At 62.6% G+C, this 16,874-nt stretch carries 24 protein-coding genes and 1 tRNA gene; 13 read left to right on the top strand and 12 right to left on the bottom strand.

Annotated elements, in window-relative coordinates; all coding sequences use genetic code 11:
• Positions 1–39 precede the first annotated feature (39 nt).
• From E2L06_RS03120 to E2L06_RS03085, 8 genes are all read left to right on the top strand, one after another.
• Positions 40–390, top strand: coding sequence for a hypothetical protein (locus E2L06_RS03120; RefSeq protein ID WP_138778512.1), 351 nt, complete (start codon positions 40–42; stop codon positions 388–390).
• Positions 391–442: 52 nt separating this feature from the next.
• Positions 443–721, top strand: a complete 279-nt coding sequence (locus E2L06_RS03115; RefSeq protein ID WP_138778510.1) for a ubiquitin-like small modifier protein 1 — start codon at positions 443–445, stop codon at positions 719–721.
• 80 nt (positions 722–801) lie between these two features.
• The gene (locus tag E2L06_RS03110) at positions 802–972 is read left to right on the top strand and encodes a hypothetical protein (RefSeq protein ID WP_249361360.1); all 171 of its coding nucleotides are present in this window, start codon (positions 802–804) and stop codon (positions 970–972) included.
• A gap of 131 nt (positions 973–1,103) precedes the next feature.
• Positions 1,104–1,895: an AzlC family ABC transporter permease gene (locus tag E2L06_RS03105; RefSeq protein WP_138778508.1), complete on the top strand. Its 792-nt coding sequence runs from the start codon at positions 1,104–1,106 to the stop codon at positions 1,893–1,895.
• Positions 1,885–2,205 carry an AzlD family protein gene (locus E2L06_RS03100; RefSeq protein WP_138778505.1) on the top strand — a complete coding sequence of 107 codons (321 nt, stop codon included), beginning with the start codon at positions 1,885–1,887 and terminating at the stop codon, positions 2,203–2,205. The genes E2L06_RS03105 and E2L06_RS03100 overlap by 11 nt, the downstream gene beginning before the upstream one ends.
• Positions 2,206–2,284: 79 nt before the next feature.
• A complete protein-coding gene (locus E2L06_RS03095; protein ID WP_138778503.1) occupies positions 2,285–2,545 on the top strand; it encodes a hypothetical protein in 261 nt (86 codons plus the stop codon).
• Complete coding sequence (locus E2L06_RS03090) at positions 2,546–2,929, top strand: hypothetical protein (RefSeq protein ID WP_138778501.1); 384 nt, start codon at positions 2,546–2,548, stop codon at positions 2,927–2,929. It abuts the gene before it with no gap.
• Between the two features lie 118 nt (positions 2,930–3,047).
• Positions 3,048–3,500 carry a pyridoxamine 5'-phosphate oxidase family protein gene (locus tag E2L06_RS03085; RefSeq protein WP_138778499.1) on the top strand — a complete coding sequence of 151 codons (453 nt, stop codon included), beginning with the start codon at positions 3,048–3,050 and terminating at the stop codon, positions 3,498–3,500.
• A 56-nt stretch (positions 3,501–3,556) separates the two neighbouring features.
• Here E2L06_RS03085 and E2L06_RS03080 read toward each other — a convergent pair whose 3' ends face one another.
• Positions 3,557–3,709, bottom strand: coding sequence for an FmdB family zinc ribbon protein (locus tag E2L06_RS03080; protein ID WP_138778497.1), 153 nt, complete (start codon positions 3,707–3,709; stop codon positions 3,557–3,559).
• Between the two features lie 146 nt (positions 3,710–3,855).
• The gene (locus E2L06_RS03075) at positions 3,856–4,515 is read right to left on the bottom strand and encodes a helix-turn-helix domain-containing protein (protein ID WP_138778495.1); all 660 of its coding nucleotides are present in this window, start codon (positions 4,513–4,515) and stop codon (positions 3,856–3,858) included.
• A gap of 153 nt (positions 4,516–4,668) precedes the next feature.
• Here E2L06_RS03075 and E2L06_RS03070 point away from each other — a divergent pair, with 153 nt between their 5' ends.
• The gene (locus E2L06_RS03070; RefSeq protein ID WP_138778493.1) at positions 4,669–5,049 is read left to right on the top strand and encodes a helix-turn-helix domain-containing protein; all 381 of its coding nucleotides are present in this window, start codon (positions 4,669–4,671) and stop codon (positions 5,047–5,049) included.
• A 213-nt stretch (positions 5,050–5,262) separates the two neighbouring features.
• Here E2L06_RS03070 and E2L06_RS03065 read toward each other — a convergent pair whose 3' ends face one another.
• The 3 genes from E2L06_RS03065 to E2L06_RS03055 form a co-directional block, all read right to left on the bottom strand.
• A complete protein-coding gene (locus E2L06_RS03065; RefSeq protein ID WP_138778491.1) occupies positions 5,263–7,185 on the bottom strand; it encodes an aldehyde ferredoxin oxidoreductase family protein in 1,923 nt (640 codons plus the stop codon).
• 219 nt (positions 7,186–7,404) lie between these two features.
• A complete protein-coding gene (locus E2L06_RS03060) occupies positions 7,405–7,590 on the bottom strand; it encodes a DUF1328 family protein (RefSeq protein WP_138778489.1) in 186 nt (61 codons plus the stop codon).
• Between the two features lie 107 nt (positions 7,591–7,697).
• Positions 7,698–9,593 carry a bacterio-opsin activator domain-containing protein gene (locus E2L06_RS03055; protein ID WP_138778487.1) on the bottom strand — a complete coding sequence of 632 codons (1,896 nt, stop codon included), beginning with the start codon at positions 9,591–9,593 and terminating at the stop codon, positions 7,698–7,700.
• 107 nt (positions 9,594–9,700) lie between these two features.
• Here E2L06_RS03055 and E2L06_RS03050 point away from each other — a divergent pair, with 107 nt between their 5' ends.
• Positions 9,701–9,892 carry an HVO_0649 family zinc finger protein gene (locus E2L06_RS03050; RefSeq protein ID WP_138778485.1) on the top strand — a complete coding sequence of 64 codons (192 nt, stop codon included), beginning with the start codon at positions 9,701–9,703 and terminating at the stop codon, positions 9,890–9,892.
• A gap of 246 nt (positions 9,893–10,138) precedes the next feature.
• On the top strand, positions 10,139–11,308 hold the full coding sequence (locus E2L06_RS03045; protein ID WP_138778483.1) for a hypothetical protein: 1,170 nt from the start codon (positions 10,139–10,141) through the stop codon (positions 11,306–11,308).
• Positions 11,309–11,365: 57 nt separating this feature from the next.
• Here E2L06_RS03045 and E2L06_RS03040 read toward each other — a convergent pair whose 3' ends face one another.
• On the bottom strand, positions 11,366–11,935 hold the full coding sequence (locus E2L06_RS03040) for an NUDIX hydrolase (protein ID WP_138778481.1): 570 nt from the start codon (positions 11,933–11,935) through the stop codon (positions 11,366–11,368).
• 185 nt (positions 11,936–12,120) lie between these two features.
• Here E2L06_RS03040 and E2L06_RS03035 point away from each other — a divergent pair, with 185 nt between their 5' ends.
• The gene (locus E2L06_RS03035) at positions 12,121–12,396 is read left to right on the top strand and encodes a PadR family transcriptional regulator (protein ID WP_008009301.1); all 276 of its coding nucleotides are present in this window, start codon (positions 12,121–12,123) and stop codon (positions 12,394–12,396) included.
• A gap of 118 nt (positions 12,397–12,514) precedes the next feature.
• On the opposite strand, the gene E2L06_RS03030 is transcribed toward E2L06_RS03035, so the two are convergent.
• The 4 genes from E2L06_RS03030 to E2L06_RS03015 all read right to left on the bottom strand — a co-directional run bounded on the left by E2L06_RS03030 (position 12,515) and on the right by E2L06_RS03015 (position 15,265).
• A complete protein-coding gene (locus E2L06_RS03030; RefSeq protein ID WP_249361359.1) occupies positions 12,515–12,745 on the bottom strand; it encodes a hypothetical protein in 231 nt (76 codons plus the stop codon).
• A gap of 186 nt (positions 12,746–12,931) precedes the next feature.
• Positions 12,932–14,061 (bottom strand): IS630 family transposase gene (locus E2L06_RS03025; RefSeq protein ID WP_138778477.1). Its coding sequence is split into 2 segments (ribosomal slippage): positions 12,932–13,635 and positions 13,635–14,061, totalling 1,131 coding nucleotides; the frame shifts between segments, so codons are not numbered across the junction.
• 58 nt (positions 14,062–14,119) lie between these two features.
• Positions 14,120–14,848 (bottom strand): hypothetical protein, encoded by a 729-nt coding sequence (locus E2L06_RS03020; RefSeq protein WP_138778473.1) that lies wholly within the window; start codon positions 14,846–14,848, stop codon positions 14,120–14,122.
• Between the two features lie 156 nt (positions 14,849–15,004).
• Complete coding sequence (locus tag E2L06_RS03015; protein WP_138778471.1) at positions 15,005–15,265, bottom strand: hypothetical protein; 261 nt, start codon at positions 15,263–15,265, stop codon at positions 15,005–15,007.
• Positions 15,266–15,518: 253 nt separating this feature from the next.
• Here E2L06_RS03015 and E2L06_RS03010 point away from each other — a divergent pair, with 253 nt between their 5' ends.
• Complete coding sequence (locus E2L06_RS03010; protein ID WP_138782486.1) at positions 15,519–15,908, top strand: PPOX class F420-dependent oxidoreductase; 390 nt, start codon at positions 15,519–15,521, stop codon at positions 15,906–15,908.
• A gap of 166 nt (positions 15,909–16,074) precedes the next feature.
• Here the strand turns inward: E2L06_RS03010 and E2L06_RS03005 are convergent.
• Together E2L06_RS03005 and trmY are read right to left on the bottom strand one after the other, a co-directional pair.
• Positions 16,075–16,147, bottom strand: a tRNA-Pro gene (locus E2L06_RS03005).
• Positions 16,148–16,238: 91 nt separating this feature from the next.
• On the bottom strand, positions 16,239–16,841 hold the full coding sequence (gene trmY, locus E2L06_RS03000) for a tRNA (pseudouridine(54)-N(1))-methyltransferase TrmY (protein ID WP_138778469.1): 603 nt from the start codon (positions 16,839–16,841) through the stop codon (positions 16,239–16,241).
• Positions 16,842–16,874 lie beyond the last annotated feature (33 nt).

Here is a 16,874-nt window from a genome sequence, read left to right as displayed (position 1 = left end):
ATTCCAAGCGTTGAAATTCCAGGCCTCCCTAGAGAGGGTATGGAGTTCGCTGTGTCCCGAACAGGGACGACGCTCGTGACGTTGCATGGTGGATCCGATACGACCGCCTGTGACGACGCGACGTCGACACTTGCCGACACCCTCGAGACCCTCGCGACCGAGGGTGCGATTACCGATTGGGACGTTACCGACGCCGACGTCTACGAACACCCGACAGCGCCGTTCGATCCGTACACGGTTTCCCTCGAGTTCTCAGTGACGGTCACCACCGAGGCCGACGACGAACGCGAGGCAGCCGAACGCGGCGCGAGCGCGATCGACGACGCGCTCGCAACTGCCGGCGTCGAGTCGGTCGCGTACACGACGTCGCCGGCGGCCACGGCTGCCTGAGCGGGCACTGACCGACGCCCGGACTTATGTCGTCAGACCACGATCCTCCTGTATGGACATCGATCTCCGGTTTTTCGCCACGTTCCGGGAAGCCGTCGGGGAGAAAGAGCAAACACGAACGGTCGGAGACGAGACGACCGTCGGTGACGTGCTCACCACCCTCGAGGGCGAGTACGACGGCCTCGAGGGGCAGTTACTCGAGGAGGGACAGATCCGGCCACAGCTGAGCGTGCTGAAAAACGGCCGCAACGTGGTCCATATGGCTGGGGCCGAGACCACGCTCGAAGCGGGTGACATCGTGTCGGTGTTTCCACCGGTCGCCGGCGGCTAGCGTCGGGGCAGCGATACCGCCACTACCCCGAGCGAATGGGATCCCCGACATATAGCATCAACTAAACAATAGTATCGTGCATGCTCGATGAAGCCGCCGAGTTACTACTCGAACTGGGCCTCGACTGGCTTATCGACCGTAACGACGATCGAACGATGCGCAAGCAGGTGTGTCTCTTTCTCGGCGTCGTTGCCGCCCTTGTCGCGCTCGTCCTCGTCGTTATCAGTAGCCCGTTGTACGGCTTCGTGTAGGAACCGTTGCGCTGGCACTGCTCTTTGCCGGTGTCTGAACGACCCCTCAGGGAGTGTTCGAGTCGCCCGAAAAACGGTGAGTCGACGGCGGTTTCGAGAACGCTTTAGGCATCGTTCAACTCACAGCAACCGTGACGAAACTCGACGGGAGCGATGCTGATCGCGACCATAGCGGACACATCAGAGAATCATCGGACGGGCCGGTCGGTGACCCACAGGCGACAGCAGTCGAGCGCGAGCCACTCACGTTCGATCGGGAAGGGATCCGCACCGGCTTTCTCACGTGTCTCCCGGTCGCGCTCGGCGTCGGTGGATACGGGATCGCGTTCGGGATGCTCGCCCGCCAAGCGGGGCTGAGCGTCGCTGAGGCGACGCTAATGAGTGCGACCGTCATCGCGGGGGCCGCCCAGATCGTCGCCGTGGAACTCTGGGCGGAACCGCTGCCGGTCGCGACGATCGTCATCACGACGCTCGCGATCAACCTGCGCTACTCGTTGATGGGTGCAGCGCTGAGCCCGTGGCTCGAGCGACTCACACCACGGCAGAGCTACGGGAGCCTGCTGGTGATGGCCGACGAAAACTGGGCGCTGACCATGCGCGAGCTCAAATCCGGCAGCAACCGGGGGGCGTTCCTCCTGGGGACCGGGATCGCGATCTGGTGTTGCTGGGTCGGCGCGACCGTCGTCGGGGCGACCGCCGGCGGCGTGATCGGCGATCCAGCCCAGTACGGGATCGACTTCGTCCTCGCGGCGGTCTTCGTCGCGCTCGCCGTCGACCTCTGGAAGGGACGCTCGACGCTCGTCCCGTGGCTCGTCGCGCTCGTGACCGCTATCGTCGCTGCGAACGTCGTTCCGGGTCAGTGGTACATCCTACTCGGTGGGCTCGCAGCCGCAACCGTCGAGGTGATCCGATATGACGAGTGAGGGTGCGCTCGCGCTCGACCCGCTCGTCGTCGGCGTTATCCTCGCGATGACGCTTGTGACCGCGCTGACGAAAGTCGGTGGCTTCTGGCTGCTGCGCCGGATCGAGGTCAGCGAGCGACTCGAGGCAGGACTTTCGGTCCTGCCGGGCGCGATCGTGATCGCGATCCTCGGGCCTGAACTTGCGGCCGGCGGGCCGGCCGAGTGGGGTGGGGCCGCCGTCGTGGTGGCAGTCATGTGGCGCACGAAAAACATCTTGCTGTCGCTGTCTGGTGGGATCGGCGCAGTGATCCTGTTTCGCGCGGTCGGCTGACCGCTAGCCAAGAGCAGTGCCGGCTAGATCGACTGGCCGATGCCCGACAGTATATCCGTCCGGCAGTCGAACCAGAGGTATGGTAGCACGCCTCGAGCGCTCCTTTCGCGGCATCTCCGAACGGCTCGTGATCCGGTATCTGACGAACTTAGGCGGCGAACAGGTCGCTGCTGACACCGTCGAGGGCGACGACTGGACGGCGACGTTCACCTCGGAGACAGTCGGTGTCGGGCCGTCGTTGCAACTGACCGAGGTGACGGTCGTCTTCGAGGGCAATGACGACACGCTCGGGCCGCTCGTCGAGCGGTTCGCCCAGAAGGCGATGCGTGCAGGTGGATAGATGGCAGGCGAACCGATCGAGGGGCAGGTGCTCCTGCTCACCGCAGCCAAGGCGAGCGTGCCGGCGACCAGACTGCCAGACCTGATCGAGCGTGCGCAAGCGGTACTCGGATCGGCTCTCGAGCGATACCGTCGAGAGTACGAACGACTCCATGCGGGCGACGATCTCGAGGTGTTCCTCGTCGACAGCGGCCACTGGGACGAACTCGGCGTGGAGCTCGACGTGACCGGCCGCGAGCTGTCGGCGATCCGTCGCGCACACGAAGAACAGCTGTTGCGGATCGGTCGGCGAACGGACCGTGAGGCCGAGTTCGAGACGGCCCTCGAGATCCGTGAGCCGGTCGTCATCGGGACCGACGTGACAGGACCTGACGAGGACGTGTGAGGCAGCCGTGTCTATAACTTCTGCAGAGCCATCAACTACGTGACAGCGCCAGCAGTGCGTCTCGCGGTGGATGGCAACTATAAAGATAGTGTTTCACCTTTGGCAAGCTACTGAGACGATGGCCATCGAACAGGAGAACGAGATGACCGACGCGGAGATCGACGACTTCCTCAGTCGGCACGAGACGGGAGTGCTGTCGCTTGCGCGCACGGACGAGCCTTATGCGATTCCGATCTCGTACGGCTACGACGACGACAACCGGGAATTCTATATGCGGCTCGTGTCGACGCCAGAGAGCGAAAAGCGACAGTTCCTCGAGTCCTCGCCAGAAGCACGACTCGTCGTCTACGATGAGAGGGAGTCGTCCTACCGCAGCATCATCGCGACGGGCAGCCTCGAGAGCATCGAGCCGTCGGAACTCACGCCCGAGGAAATCGCCCAGTACGGCGAGGCAAAGCGGCCGCTGTTCGAGCTCTGGGCCGATGGGAAAGAGGATCTCCGTATCGAACTCTATCGCCTCGAGCCGGCCACGTTAAACGGCCGCTGGACCAAAATCGATCGCCAGACATAGAACGGGAGCGGCCGTCGGCGCAGAACGGACCGGACTCTCGAGGGGACGTCGCGTTCTCAGTTCTCGGTCGGTTGCCCCGCCACGAAGTCGGACGGCGTCACCGACGCTGCACAGACCGGACAGCCGTGTGTCAGCGTGGCTTCGCGCATCGATTCGTTGACTTCGATCTCCTGCCCACATTCGGGGCACGTGAATTCGTATCTACTCATGGCGGAGCGGGTCGGGTAGCACCCTCGCTTGTGTTGTGTACGCTATAGCTGCACGTCCGGTATATATATCATTGCGGTTCGCTGCCGGTTCGCTGTAGGACCCGACACGTTCTTGAGGCTCGAGTAGAACTCGACCGCGAGGGACGCTACTCGTGATCGAGGATCGCGTTCAGGAGCTTGGTCTGGGCTGCGGCAAGGTGTTCGGTCAGCGTCGTTCCGGTGATCCCGAGCTCGTCGGCGACCTCGCCAGCGTTAGCCCGCTTCGGGTGTTCGAAGTAGCCCATTCGGTGGGCCGTCTCGAGAACCTCCGCCTGACGATCAGTAAGCGTGTTCCGATCGACGAAGACGAGGTTTTGCTCGGTGTGCTCTTGCTGTGACTGGAGGAGCCGCTGCACGTCGAGTGTCGTATAGCGGTCGCGCAACGCACCGATAACCGTCTGGAGGTGCGCCATATCCGGCGCGTGAAAGGTCAGGTATAGCGCCGCACCATGTGCGCGGACATCGACGGGCGGACAGTCGAACCGCTCGATACACGCACAGGGACAGCCGTGGTCGAGGTCGCGTTCGAATCGATAGACGGTGCTCGAGCCATACGAAAAGATCGCCGAGAGGTCAGCGTCGATATCGACCGCGTCGGGTTCCGTCTCCGCCTCGAGCATGAATTCGACGGTCACGCGCTCGGGAGTCGACGGGTTGGTACTCTTCGAGACCGAGTGGACCCGACCGCTCGTTTTGGCTGAGGCTTGTGCGACGACACAGTTGGCCGGGTCGTCGATCCTTACCTCCGCGCGAATCCCCGATGCCATGACGCACTGGTGGGACGCAGGCATCCTAAAGCCTGCGCCCGCAAGCCCCTCAATGACACCGTCGGGAGAGAATTTCGACACCGCATATAAAGCCCCCTGTATTTATTGGGACTCATTTGGAGGGGGACTGGTTGCTACTACAGGATGTAACAGATGTCCGCTACGAATCCCGACGCCCGACGAAGCTGGCAACGTGACGAGTCCATCGACCCGCAGGCCGTGCTCGCGGCGCTCGACGACGACGCTTGCCGGGCCATTCTCGAGGCGACGGCCGAAACCGCGCTGACGGCGACGGAACTCTCCGAGGAATGTGACATTCCGATGTCGACAGCCTACCGGAAAGTCGAGATGCTGACCGAGGCCGACTTGGTCGCAGAGCAGGTCCGGATCAACACCTCGGGCAAGCACGCGACCGAGTACCGGAAGAACTTCGACGACGTGTTGGTCTCCGTCGCCGATGGGGGCGTCGAGGTCGAGCTGACGAAGCAGGACGAAGCCGACTCGGCTGCCTCCTACGCCGTCGCCGACGACTGATCGTCGCTACGGAGTCGGCTGTCGCGGACATGATCCGTCTCATACCGTAGCGGACACAGTCGAGCGGCCCGAAGCGGCTTCTGCTGGTTGTACTTTCGATTGGGTACTGAGAGACTGACGACAATAGCAGTCATACGGACGACTGTCAGTGGGTGCCGGCGCATCCGCACGGCGGGTCGCGGGTACGCCGGGACACAGTGACAGCAGACCGTCTCAGTCGTCGCTCGAGACCGCCGTGCCGCTCTCGCTGCTGACACCCGTCCCGGGGCCGATATCGATCTCGAGTTCTGCGAGTTTCTCGTCGGGGACGACACCGTCGACCCAGCCACGGTAGTCGTAGTACTCGTCTTTCATCTCGTCGAGTTCGCAGTACTCGCCGTCGCTTGCGCCCTGCCCGCGGATGCCGTCCTCGAGGAAGCGTGCGGGCAGCGAGTCGTCGCTGCCGTCGAAGCCGACGAGGTTGTTGTAGTACCGTTCGAGGTTGTAGACCCGTTCGCCGGCCTCGAGGAGTTCGTCTTCGGTGACGTCGCGGCCGGTCATCCCGTTGTACTGGGTGACGTACTCTTCGATGCCTTCGGCGAAGGCGTTGAACTTGCAGATGTCGAAGGAGTCGCTGATGGCGTGCAGATCCTGGAACTGGGCGGTGAGTTCGCCCTTGCCCTCGTACTCGTAGGGGTCGACCTTCTCGGGGATACCCAGAATCTCTGCAGCGGGGGTGTAGCCCCGCAGGTGGCAGGCCCCGCGGTTCGAGGTGGCGTAGCCGATTCCCATGCCCTTCATACAGCGCGGGTCGTAGGCCGCGATGGTCTGGCCTTTGACTGCCAGCGAGTTGTCGTGGGCCTCCTTGCGGTCGGCGACCCGGCGTGGCCCTTCGGCCAGCAGCTCCGCGAGGTCGTCCTCGCGGTGGGCGATCCGGTCGATCATGTCGATCATCGTCTCGGTGTCGCCCCACTCGAGGTCGCCTTCCTCGAGTTTGCCCTCTTCGGACATCTCCATGGCCATCGCCATCATGTTGCCCGTCTCGATGGTGTCGACGCCCATGTCGTTACAGCGTTCGATCATCACTGCGACGGCATCGCGGTCGGTGTGCCCGGAGTTCGGGCCGAGCGCGTAGGCCGACTCGTACTCGTAGGATTCGGTCCGGACGTTCATTTCCTCGCCTTTGTGCATCGTCTGGACTTCGACTTCCTTCTTGCAGGCGACCGGACAGGAGTGACAGGTCGGCTCGTCGACGAGGATGTTCTCGCGGACGTTCTCCCCGGAGACGCGCTCGGCGTCGATGTCGACACCTTCGGCCTCGCGCATGGCCTTGGTCGAGGTGTACTTCCCGTTTTTCGTCGGGAGGCCGTCCATCTCTTCGCCGATGTTCATCAGGACGTTCGTCCCGTACATCGAGAGGCCGCCCTCGTTGGGCGCAGTAACCTCCGACTCCTGGATAGCCTGCATGGCCTGCTGGTGGCCCTCCCGGAAAGTTTCCGGATCTGCCGGCTGGGGCATCTTCGTCGAGGACTTGACGACGACGGCCTTGAGGTTCTTCGACCCCATGACACAGCCCGTCCCGCCCCGTCCCGAGGCGCGGTCGTCCTCGTTGATGATACAGGCGTACTTGATCTCGTTCTCCCCGCCAGGGCCGATCGCCATGATCGAGAGGTTCTTGCCGTAGGAGCCGTCGACTTCCTCTTCGATCGTATCGCGGGTTTCGTGGACGCCGGTCCCCCAGAGGTGAGAGGCGTCTCGCAGTTCGACTTCACCGTCCTCGACGACGGCGTAGACCGGGTCGTCGGCCTGCCCCTCGAAGAGGAGCCCGTCGAAGCCGGACCATTTGAGCCGGGCACCCGACCAGCCGCCGTGGTGGCTGTCGGTGACGGTGCCGGTCAGCGGCGACTTGGTACAGACGGCGATCCGGCCGCTCATCGTTACCTGCGTCCCCGACAGCGGCCCGTTCATGAACGCGAGCAGGTTGTCGGGGCCGAGCGGATCGACGTCCGGTCCCTGATCGAAGACGTACTTTACCCCGAGCCCCCGCGCACCGATATACTTCTTTGCGTCCTCGTCGTCGATCGACTCGTAGGCAACGTCCCCCTCCGAGAGATCGATGCGGGCAACCCTGTCTTGAAATCCGCCGAGTTCAGTCATGGTAAGTGCTCACCGTTATCTACGACGCCCAGCGTGTTAGGCGTTCTCAACCAAATGTAACCAGTATCAGTTAACGAAAGCAGATTCTCGAGGCCACCATGATCGTCGGATGACGCTGGACCGGATTCTGTCGGTGCGCTCGCCGCTGCTGGCGACTGCCGTAGCCACGTAACCAGCACTGATCACGCCAAGACGGTAGCACGACCGAGTGCCCTGCAGTCACAGCAGGAGCGCGACCACCGCGAGAATGATGAAGATCAACACGAAGATCCGTGCGATCTCCATCGAGATCCCGGCAACGCCACGCGCGCCGACCGCGGCGGCGATGATCGCGAGGACGAAGAAGACGAGCGCCCAGTAGAGGAACCCACCACCAGTCTGCAGCGGCGTTGCGAACTCGAGCATGTTTACTACCCACACGACAGGGCACATAAACGCTGGCGACCATCCACGGCCGTGCTCGGTGCTAAGCCCCGACTACCGGTTTCGAGCCGAGACAGTCTCGAATCCTGCTATGCGTCGCCGAAGAACGCCCGACATAGTTTCGCCTCGGCCGTCCGCAGATGCTCGTGGAACGTCGGCCGTGAGACGCCCATCGACTGGGCGAGTTCCTCGCCGGTCGTCGGCCGCGGCCACTCGAAGTAGCCGCCGAGATACGCCCGCTGTAACGCGCCGAACTGGCGGTCGGTCAGCGCCTCCTCGAGTCCGGCGGCGAACTCCTCGCGGGTTTCGCCCTCGCGCTCGCGTTGCTGGAACGAGACGATATCGGTTCCCGTATAGCGGTCCTCGACGGCTTCGACGACCGCACGGACGTTCGCCGAGCGGGGGATCTCGAGGGTGAGGCGCGCGCGCCCGGCCTCGCTGTCGATCGCCTGGGTGCGAACGCCGCGCTCGGAGAGCCAGCCGACGAGGTCGTCCGCGCCGCGCAGTTCGATCAGCACCTCCTCGTCGCGTTCGACGACGACGCGACAGTCGACGTCGGGGAGGTCGGCGGCGGCCGCAGTGAGCTCGTCCGCGCTCGCGCCGGTGGCGGTAAACAGCGACGCCGTCTCGTCGCCGGTGTTGTGGACCGAGCGGCGATACTCGAGTTGGCACTCGGCGTCGGCCGAGAGGGCGACGGGTGCAAGCGCCCGATCGGTCACCTCGAGTTCGACGGCGACGACGGCGTCGGTCGTGAGCACGCGACTGGTCTCGCGGGCGTTGACCCCGCTGGCGACCGCGCGAGCGAGTGCGGAGAGGATGACAGTTTCGCGGTCGTCGACGGCGCGTGTCCGCTCCGTTCGGATGGTCAACACGCCGTACTCGATATCGTTGTACGACAGCGGGAACGCAGCGACCGTCGTTCCATCGGCGGTGTCAACTGCGGGCTCGCCGGTCGCGAGCGTCTCCACGGCTGGATGCTCGGTGTCCGTCCCAAGCCGATCGCGGTCGGGACTGGCCCCCACGCTCGAGCGAACGTTGATCGTGTCAGTCGCCGGGTTCCGCTCGCCGATCCAGGCCCCGCTGTAGGCGTCCTCGGCGGCGATCCGCTCACAGACTTCGGCCTCGAGTTCCGAGCGGTCGGTCGAGCCGGCGACGACGTCGGTGACGTCCTGAATCAGTCCCTCGACGCGATCCAGGATGTACTCGAGCTCTTCGGTTCGGCGCTCGAGTGCGAGTTCGGCCTCCTTGCGCGCAGTGATGTTGTTCTGGAAGCCGACGTAGTGGGTCACACGATCGTCCTCGTCGCGAACTGGCGCGATCGTTACCTCGTTCCAGAACTCGGTCCCGTCCTTCCGGTAGTTTTTGATTTCGACGGTAACCGGTCGATCCTCGTCGATCGCCGCCGCCATCTCGGCGATCGCGTCCTCGTCGGACTCCTCACCCTGCAAAAACCGGCAGTTCCGGCCGACGACCTCGTCGTACTCGTAGCCAGTCATCTCCTCGTAGGCGTCGTTGACGTAGACCAGCGGGTTGTCATCGAGATCGGGATCGGAGATGGTGATTCCGACGGGGGCCTCCTCGAGTGCACGATCTTTCACCAGTCGGTCGCTCGTTCCCGCCGACGAACCGTCCAACTCGTCGTCGCTGTCAGAGCCGGCACTGCCGCGATCGAACGTGATCGTCGCCCCGTCGGTACCGCGGTGGATACGCGCACCGCCGTCGTCTCCGCTGAGGTCGATCCGGCGAGCGGTCCCGACCGTCGTCTCGTCGATTGCCGTCGCAAGCCGGTTCCAGCGCGCCCCGAGTGCGGTCGCCGCGTCGCGGTCGGCGTCACCGATTTCGAAGGCGTCGCGAGCGGCCGCGTTCGCGTACGTAATCGTCCCATCGGCGACTGCCACTACCGGATCGACCACGTGCTCGAGTGCACGCACCGCTCCGGCAGCGTCACCGAGACCACCGCCGCGATCCGCATCGACATCGTCCATACGCCATACTAGGTCGTGACACCTAAGAATCGTTGTGATCGGCAGACGGGACAGTGAACCGCCAGCGAGCCTAGAGTGTTATATAGAGTCGTGTCATATGATATCATATGTCGGCATATCGTTCGCCGTTCGAGCGACTCCGCGAAAAGTTCGACGAATCGGAACTCCGCTGTCCGTCGTGTGGCTATCTCGACACCGACGGCGGCTGGCGCGTGACCACGTCGGGCGAACGGGTCCAGTACCAGTTCGTCTGTCCGGCTTGCGACGCCGTCGAGACGCGCGAACTCCGACTCGAGTAACTACTACGGCCGTGATCGGTTGTCGGCGACGCGAGGCGACGCTTGTGTTTCGAGGGGCAACCAAAGGTTTTGACGCGGGATCGCGGGTAAGCAGCTGCTTGGAACCCACTCGGGCACCGCAGCGGTGAGGTATTTGTCCGGATGCCCGGAGCAGAGACCTCGAGCAGCCATAATGGGTGTTTTCGGTGAAACAATCTCGTAACGGTCGGCTCATTTTAGCTCGGAAACGGCCGTCGATCCACCCGTATGGATTCACGACCGCAGATACTCGGTGTTGTGTTCGTCGCGCTGCTGGTCACGCTCGCGGGGGGTCCCGCCCTCGTCGGTGGCGCGACCACGGCCACGAACGACGACGCCGGAGACATGAGCGAGACGAGCGCAACGCTGCAAAACGTCCAGGTCGGTACACTGGAACTCGACAACGTCACGATCGAGAACGCGACGATCGAGGAACTCACGGTCGAGCAACTCGATGTCCAAGGAGACACCGACCAGCTCGAACAGCAACTCAACGAGACCGACGGGAACCAGACCGCGGACAACGAGACCGCAGATAACGAGACTGCAAATAATGAAACCGCGGACGACGACCCCTCCGAGGTGACGATCTCGAACGTCGCCTTCGAATCGCTGGTACTCGAGAACGTCTCGCTCGACGAACTCGACGGCGCTAACGAGAGTATGGCCGTCACCGAGACCGACGGCGAGAACGAAACGGACGCCAACGAAACCGACGGCGAGAACGAGTCAGAAACGGGTCTTCAGCAGGTCGTCGACGAGGACGCCAGCACGGTCGCGGTACAGGACATGACGATCGAGTCGATGAACGTCGACCAACTGACGATCGAGGACCTGATCGTCGAAGACGGTGACAGTGATAGTGACGGTGGCGGTAACGACGGGGGTATCCTCTCCGGCATCGCCGACACCGTCGGCGGCCTGTTCGGCGGCGACGGTGACGGCGGAAACCAGACGAACGACACCGCAACCGATAGCAACGAAAGCATCCAGCAGATCGAGTCGCTCACCATCGAGCAGTTCGACGTCGACGAGATCACAGTCGAAGCGATGACCGTCGGCACCATCGAGACCCAGCAGGGAGACACCGAGACGGCCGAAAACGAGACCGCCGCGGATAGTAACGAGACGGCGACGGGCGAGACGATTTCGTCCGTCTCAGCCGGATCGATGACGGTCGAAAATAGCACCGTCAACACTCTCACTATCGGCGAAACGCAGGGTCTCGAGGAAGCCCTGCAGCAGCCAGCCGACGGCGGGGCGAATGAAACCGGTAACGAGACTGGCAACGTAACCAACGAAACCGGCGACACAACCAACGAAACGAGCAACGAGACCGATAACGTGACCAACGAAACCGACGAGGGGACTGGCAACGCGACAAACGAAACGGAGTAACGGTCTCAGCAGATCACCGGATCGCACCGGTTGATTGGCGCGTTGCAGTACCGATCACTATTTTTCGGCGGGGCCACACGCTGGCTCGACCAGTCGGTAGTAGGAGACCGCGAGTACCGTCCGGCCGTCGTCGATCTCACCGGCTGCGACCGCGTCGGTCAGGTCCGCAAACGACAGCTCGGTCGGACGAATGCTCTCGTTGTGATCGAGTTGCTGTTCGGCAGTTGGCCGGCAGCCGTCGGCGACGAAAAAGTGCAAGCGCGTATCCGCGATTCCGTTCGCGGGTTCGACCGACACCAGCGGCTCGAGGCGGTCGGCCTCGTAGCCGGTTTCCTCGGCGAGTTCGCGATGGGCTGCGGCCTCGAGGTCGTCGTCGTCGGGTTCGATGCCGCCGACGGGGAGCCCGCGACTGATTCGCGAGACGGCCTGTCGCCACTCCTCGATACAGACGACGTCGCCGTCGGGCGTAAACGGCAGGACGCAGACGCTCGGCGACTCGGAGAGATAATCGAACTCGGTTTCGGTGCCATCGGGAAGTTGAACGGACTCGTTAACCACGTCGAACCCCGGACAGGAGTAGGCTACCCGGCGCTCACGTGTTTTCCAGGCCAGTTGATCGGTTGGCATAGCGGCCGATACGGTAGTGATCGTCAAAAGCGCCGCGTCATGACTGTGTGCACATGCGATGTCGATACGTGGCTGCTATCACCGGCCACGCTCGGCAGACAGCGATCCTATGGGACGCATTCTGTCCGTACCCGCTCTATAACAAAACCACAGAGCGGTGAACGTCGTCACTCAGAGGGTGATCCATGGATCAGCTAACTGGCTTCCAACGTGACTTGCTGTACGTGATCGCAGGCAAAGATCGGCCGTCGGGTCAAGAGATTCTCGACGACATCAACGACTACATCGATCAGCCGGTCACACACGGTCGGCTGTATCCCAATCTCGACACGCTCGTCGAGAAAGAACTCGTCGAAAAAGGTGAACTCGACCGGCGAACGAACTACTACGCGCTGACGCCGAAAGGCAGACGTGCACTCCAGCGCCGTCAGAAGTGGGTCGATCAGTACGTCGACGTCTGAACTACCCCACTCGCTCACGGCAGCGGCCGTTCGCTCCGTGAGGGGCGGGGTCCCATTTCTGCGACGGCGTCAGACTCACAGCAACTGGTGAGAAACCGTGCAGCGCTCGGTCTCGCCATCACCGAGCATCGTCGAGGTCGACGACCAGCTCGAGGTCTGCGGTCAGCCAGGCGTTCAGTTTCTCCGTTGTAGATCCCTCGTGAGGAACGAGCGTACAGCGATCGCTTCCGGATTCGTATCGAACGACGATGGCATCGAACAGTGCCAACTCTTCGGCGTCGACCGCGTCGGTGGCAGCCGCATACTCGTGGGCAGTACCCTCATCGATTCCGTCAGCAGAGCCATCCATGGTAGTCCTGGCGACCGTCGTCGCCACCGATTTCTACGCTCAGATGGTACAAAACGGCTACTAGTTCCGGTATAGAGCGCTTGGGTCCCCTGTATATCGCTCCGAAACCGCTTCGAGGCTCGAGACAGTCATGCCACCACTGCGGTTCGCTCGTGGTTGCTGACGCTGGTGACGTCTAGTGCTCTGTCAGGCGTCAATTGAAGGATATAGGCGTTTCAATTTGATGCGAGCATCGTCGGTCGTAAATCGCCAGTCAATATCCGTTTCACCGCTGTTTCGTTCCTTTTTCCATGCGGCGACCTCCTGACGGAGTGTCGCCGCATCGGGAATACGTCGGTCGAGACACTGCTGTTGCAGCGTATTGAACTCGATTTCCGCCATGTTGAGCCAACTGCCATGGACTGGCGTGAAGTGGAATTCGAGCTTGTCGAGTAACCGACGTGCTTCAGCCGGTTCGAAATATTCGTAGAAGGCAGCTGGGTTGTGCGTGTTGAGATTGTCCAGCACCACCCGGATGCAGTCCGCATCCGGGTAGTGCTGATCCACGAGATGCTGGATGAAATGCACCCAGTCTTCGGTGGTTCGTCGGTCTTTGACCCTTACCGCTCGCCAGCCGGCGAGCGGTTCGGAGGCCAGAAACAGGTTCTTGGTGCCGTTGCGCTCGTAGTGGTAATCCTCACGGGCAACCGTGCCCGGCTCTGCCGGGCGCGGTTGCTTGACGTGCTTGATCAACTGTGTCGGGTGCTCGTCGAAACAGACGAGAGGTCGGTCTGGATCGTATGGTTCGCGGTAGAGCGAGAGGATGTCCTCCATGTGATAGACGAACTCGGAGTCTTGACCCGGCGGAATCACCCACTGTTTGGATCGGTGAGGCTGGAGTTCGTTTTTTTGAGGACTTGACGAATGGTCTCGTGGGAGATCGACTCGTGGTCGATCTCCTCGAGGACAACGAGTTCGTCGGCAAGAAGCCGGAGCGACCACTGGGAGTAGCCTTCGGGCGGTTCGCTGGTCGCGAGGGCGATAAGGTGAGCTTCGTCCTCACCGTCGAGTTTGCGTTCGTAGGTGCGGTCAGGATCCTTGCGTTCGATGGCTTCGAGCCGGTCACGTTCGTGGAACTTCTTCCGTGTTCGCCACGGAGTACTCGGGCTACAGCCGAGTGACTCGGCGATCGCCGAGTCACTCTTACCGTCGTCGGCTTGGAGGAGGATACGTGCGCGAGTAATCTTCTGCGCCCGGTGGACGCCGTGCGATGTAATGCTGTTCAGTGTATCTCGCTCTTCTTCGGTCAACTCGATTGGATACGTCGACTGGGTCATTGCCACCAACCTACTATCCACGACAATATGAGCCTTTCAACTCACGGCTGACAGTACACTAGTCGCCGCCGAAACTGACCTGCGCGAGATCCGCCTCGAGGTCGTCGACGTGGTCGTTGAACGCGGCGACGAACGCCGGGACGTCGGCAGCAAGCCGGCGAACTTCAGTAGCTGCTGGCGGCCCGTACTGTGAGAGGAGGTAGGTACCGTTGGAGCCGCCGATACGTAGATACGAGGCAACGTCGCCGTCCCACTTCAGTTCCCAGCGGGTGCCCGAAATCGTCGTCGCGTAGGTGCCGTACTCGCCGTCGTACCGATGGAGTTGAGCCGCCATCGCGTCGCCGACCTCACGGACGCGCTCGACGATCCGGTCCCGTTCGGCGACCAGTTCCGCCGTCGACTCGATCTCGGGAAACTCCTCGGGCACGTCCGCGAACAGCCCGTCGAGCGAACGAACGTACTCATTGTACGCCGCGACGAACGCCCCGTAGTCGGCCATCGCCGTCTCTAAGGCCTCGGGTTCGGGTGGCTGCTTGCTCGAGACGACGTACGTCTCCGACCCCGAGGTGGGATCGAATCGCAAATACTGGACGTCACCGGCCTCGTACTTGATCGTCCAGCTACCGCCGTCGGTATCGAACGTTTCCTGCCCGTAGTCGCCACCCTGTAATACGGCGAGCTCCCGCGCGATCTCACCGGCGTGGGCCCGCACACGGGCAGCCAGTTCGTCCCGTCGCTCGGCGATGCCGTCCAGTCGCTCGACGTCCGACTCGAGTCCGTCGGTCATTGTCCGAGAGACGGAGTCGGAGCCGGTAACGGTTACGGCCTGGCCCACGTGACTGGGGGTACTGGCCCAGTGGAGAGGGGCCACAGGGTTCGACTCCAACACAGCCGGCACGGTGTGTGGACTCGAGAGGTCCGTTCGGCCCCCAAGAGAGGACGGCTATTCGCTTTCGTTTTCGGTGTCGTTGGTCTCGTTCATATCGGTCTCGTTCGTCTCGTTCATATCGGTCTCGTTCGTCTCGTTCATATCGGTCTCGTTCGTCTCGTTCATGCCGGTCTCGTTCTCTTCCTCGGTACCGCCATTACCGCCATTACCACCATTGCCACTCGGACCACCACAGCCAGCAACGAGAGCGGTCGAGGCAGCGGCTCCTGTGAGTGTCAGTACTCGTCTGCGAGTCGACGACTGTCGATCAGTCATACAGGCGTGGAGACACTTGCGGAGAGCATAAGCCGTCAGCCGTCACTTGCGTGGTCGCTATCCCGCGCTCTCGGCCAGGCGCGGGATTCAGGTCGACTGATACGGACTCCTGTCAGTGGGTTCCGGCGCACCCGCCACCCGTCCTGCAGGTGCACCGGGAACTCGGGACAGCAGACCGTCTGGGGTGATCGTCAGCGCATGGAAAGTGTAGGCATCACACACAAGATCACAGGAGGTGGACGACGTGGTACTCATGGCCTCGATCCCCAACGACTTCCACGATTTATTCGAGAAGCAAACGTTCGCCCACGTCGCGACCCTGACCGACGAGGGACTGCCACACGTCACGCCGGTGTGGATCGACTACGACGCGGACGACAACCGCCTGCTCGTCAATACCGAACGGCATCGACAAAAAGCACGGAACGCGGCGCGCACCCCCGGCGTCGGCGTCAGTATGACCGATCCAGACGACCCCTACCGCCACCTCTCGGTGATCGGTGAGGTCGAGGAACTTACGACCGACGGCGCTCGAGCACACATCGATAAACTCGCCCAGCGATACATGGACGCCGACGAGTACCCGAACCCGATCGAATCCGAGCGCGTGATCTTGCGGATTCGACCGGATCGGGTCATGTAATTAGCCGGCCGATCGATCCAGTTGCCAACGGCTGGCGCTGACCGTGACCACCTATTGGAACCACGCCGCTCGTCGTTGATTAGCGGGAGAAAGGGCCGGCACAGATTCCATTCCCCCGCATCGCAGACCGCTCGCTGTCGCTCACGGTTTTGCGATGCGGGAAAAGTGGGCCGGCGCAGATTCGAACTGCGGTTACGGCCACCCGAAGGCCGAAGGATACCAAGCTACCCCACCGGCCCGCATTCGAACGCAACACGTCCGCTCTTTTAACGCTTCCGAATACACTGATCAAATCGGCACCAGAGCCCGTGACACTGCGAGTACCCCTGCTCAGAACCGCTCGTAGCCGTCCGTATCCAGATAGTGGTGTGCGACGGTGATCGCCTGATCGGCGTGTAGCAACTGCGGTCCGAGTCGAAGCCGCTGGTCGGCAGACTCCTCGAGCACGTCCACTTCTGCGTCCGTGAAATCACGATGATCCGAGAGCACGAACACCGCGTCCGCAAGCCGCTCCGCGCCCACGTCGACGACTGCCTCGCCGTCCTCGTGGAGCTGGACGATCGGACCGCCGTCGGCGATCTCCTCGAGCGTGTCCGCGAACCCACGTCGGTAGAGTTCGACGCCCGGACTGGGCTCTGCGGGCAGTGCCCCGATGGCCTCGTCGCGGTGCTCGAGGGCCTTGCGAACCAACGCGGCGGTACTCCGCTCGTCGGGGTTGAGCCGCTGCAGTTCGCTGCCGTCGAAAGTGATGGTGAGTTCGTCCTGGGCGATCAGGTGGACGCGGACGTCCTCGCGGATGCCGTGAGACGTGACGAACGCGGCGGTGATCGACCGACAGAGTGCGTCGAGGCGGCCGGCTCCGCCCGCGAGATCGTCGAGCGAGAAGTCGGGCGTCGTCGGCACGTCGTGACCAATGAGTACGAACTGGCGCATAGCAGAGCGTTGCCGGCCGATGGGATAGCCTCC

Source organism: Haloterrigena sp. H1 (assembly GCF_005938085.1).
GTDB lineage: Archaea > Halobacteriota > Halobacteria > Halobacteriales > Natrialbaceae > Natrinema.
The sequence above is the reverse complement of the archived record's forward strand: the minus strand, read 5'-3'. Positions and strand labels throughout refer to the sequence as shown.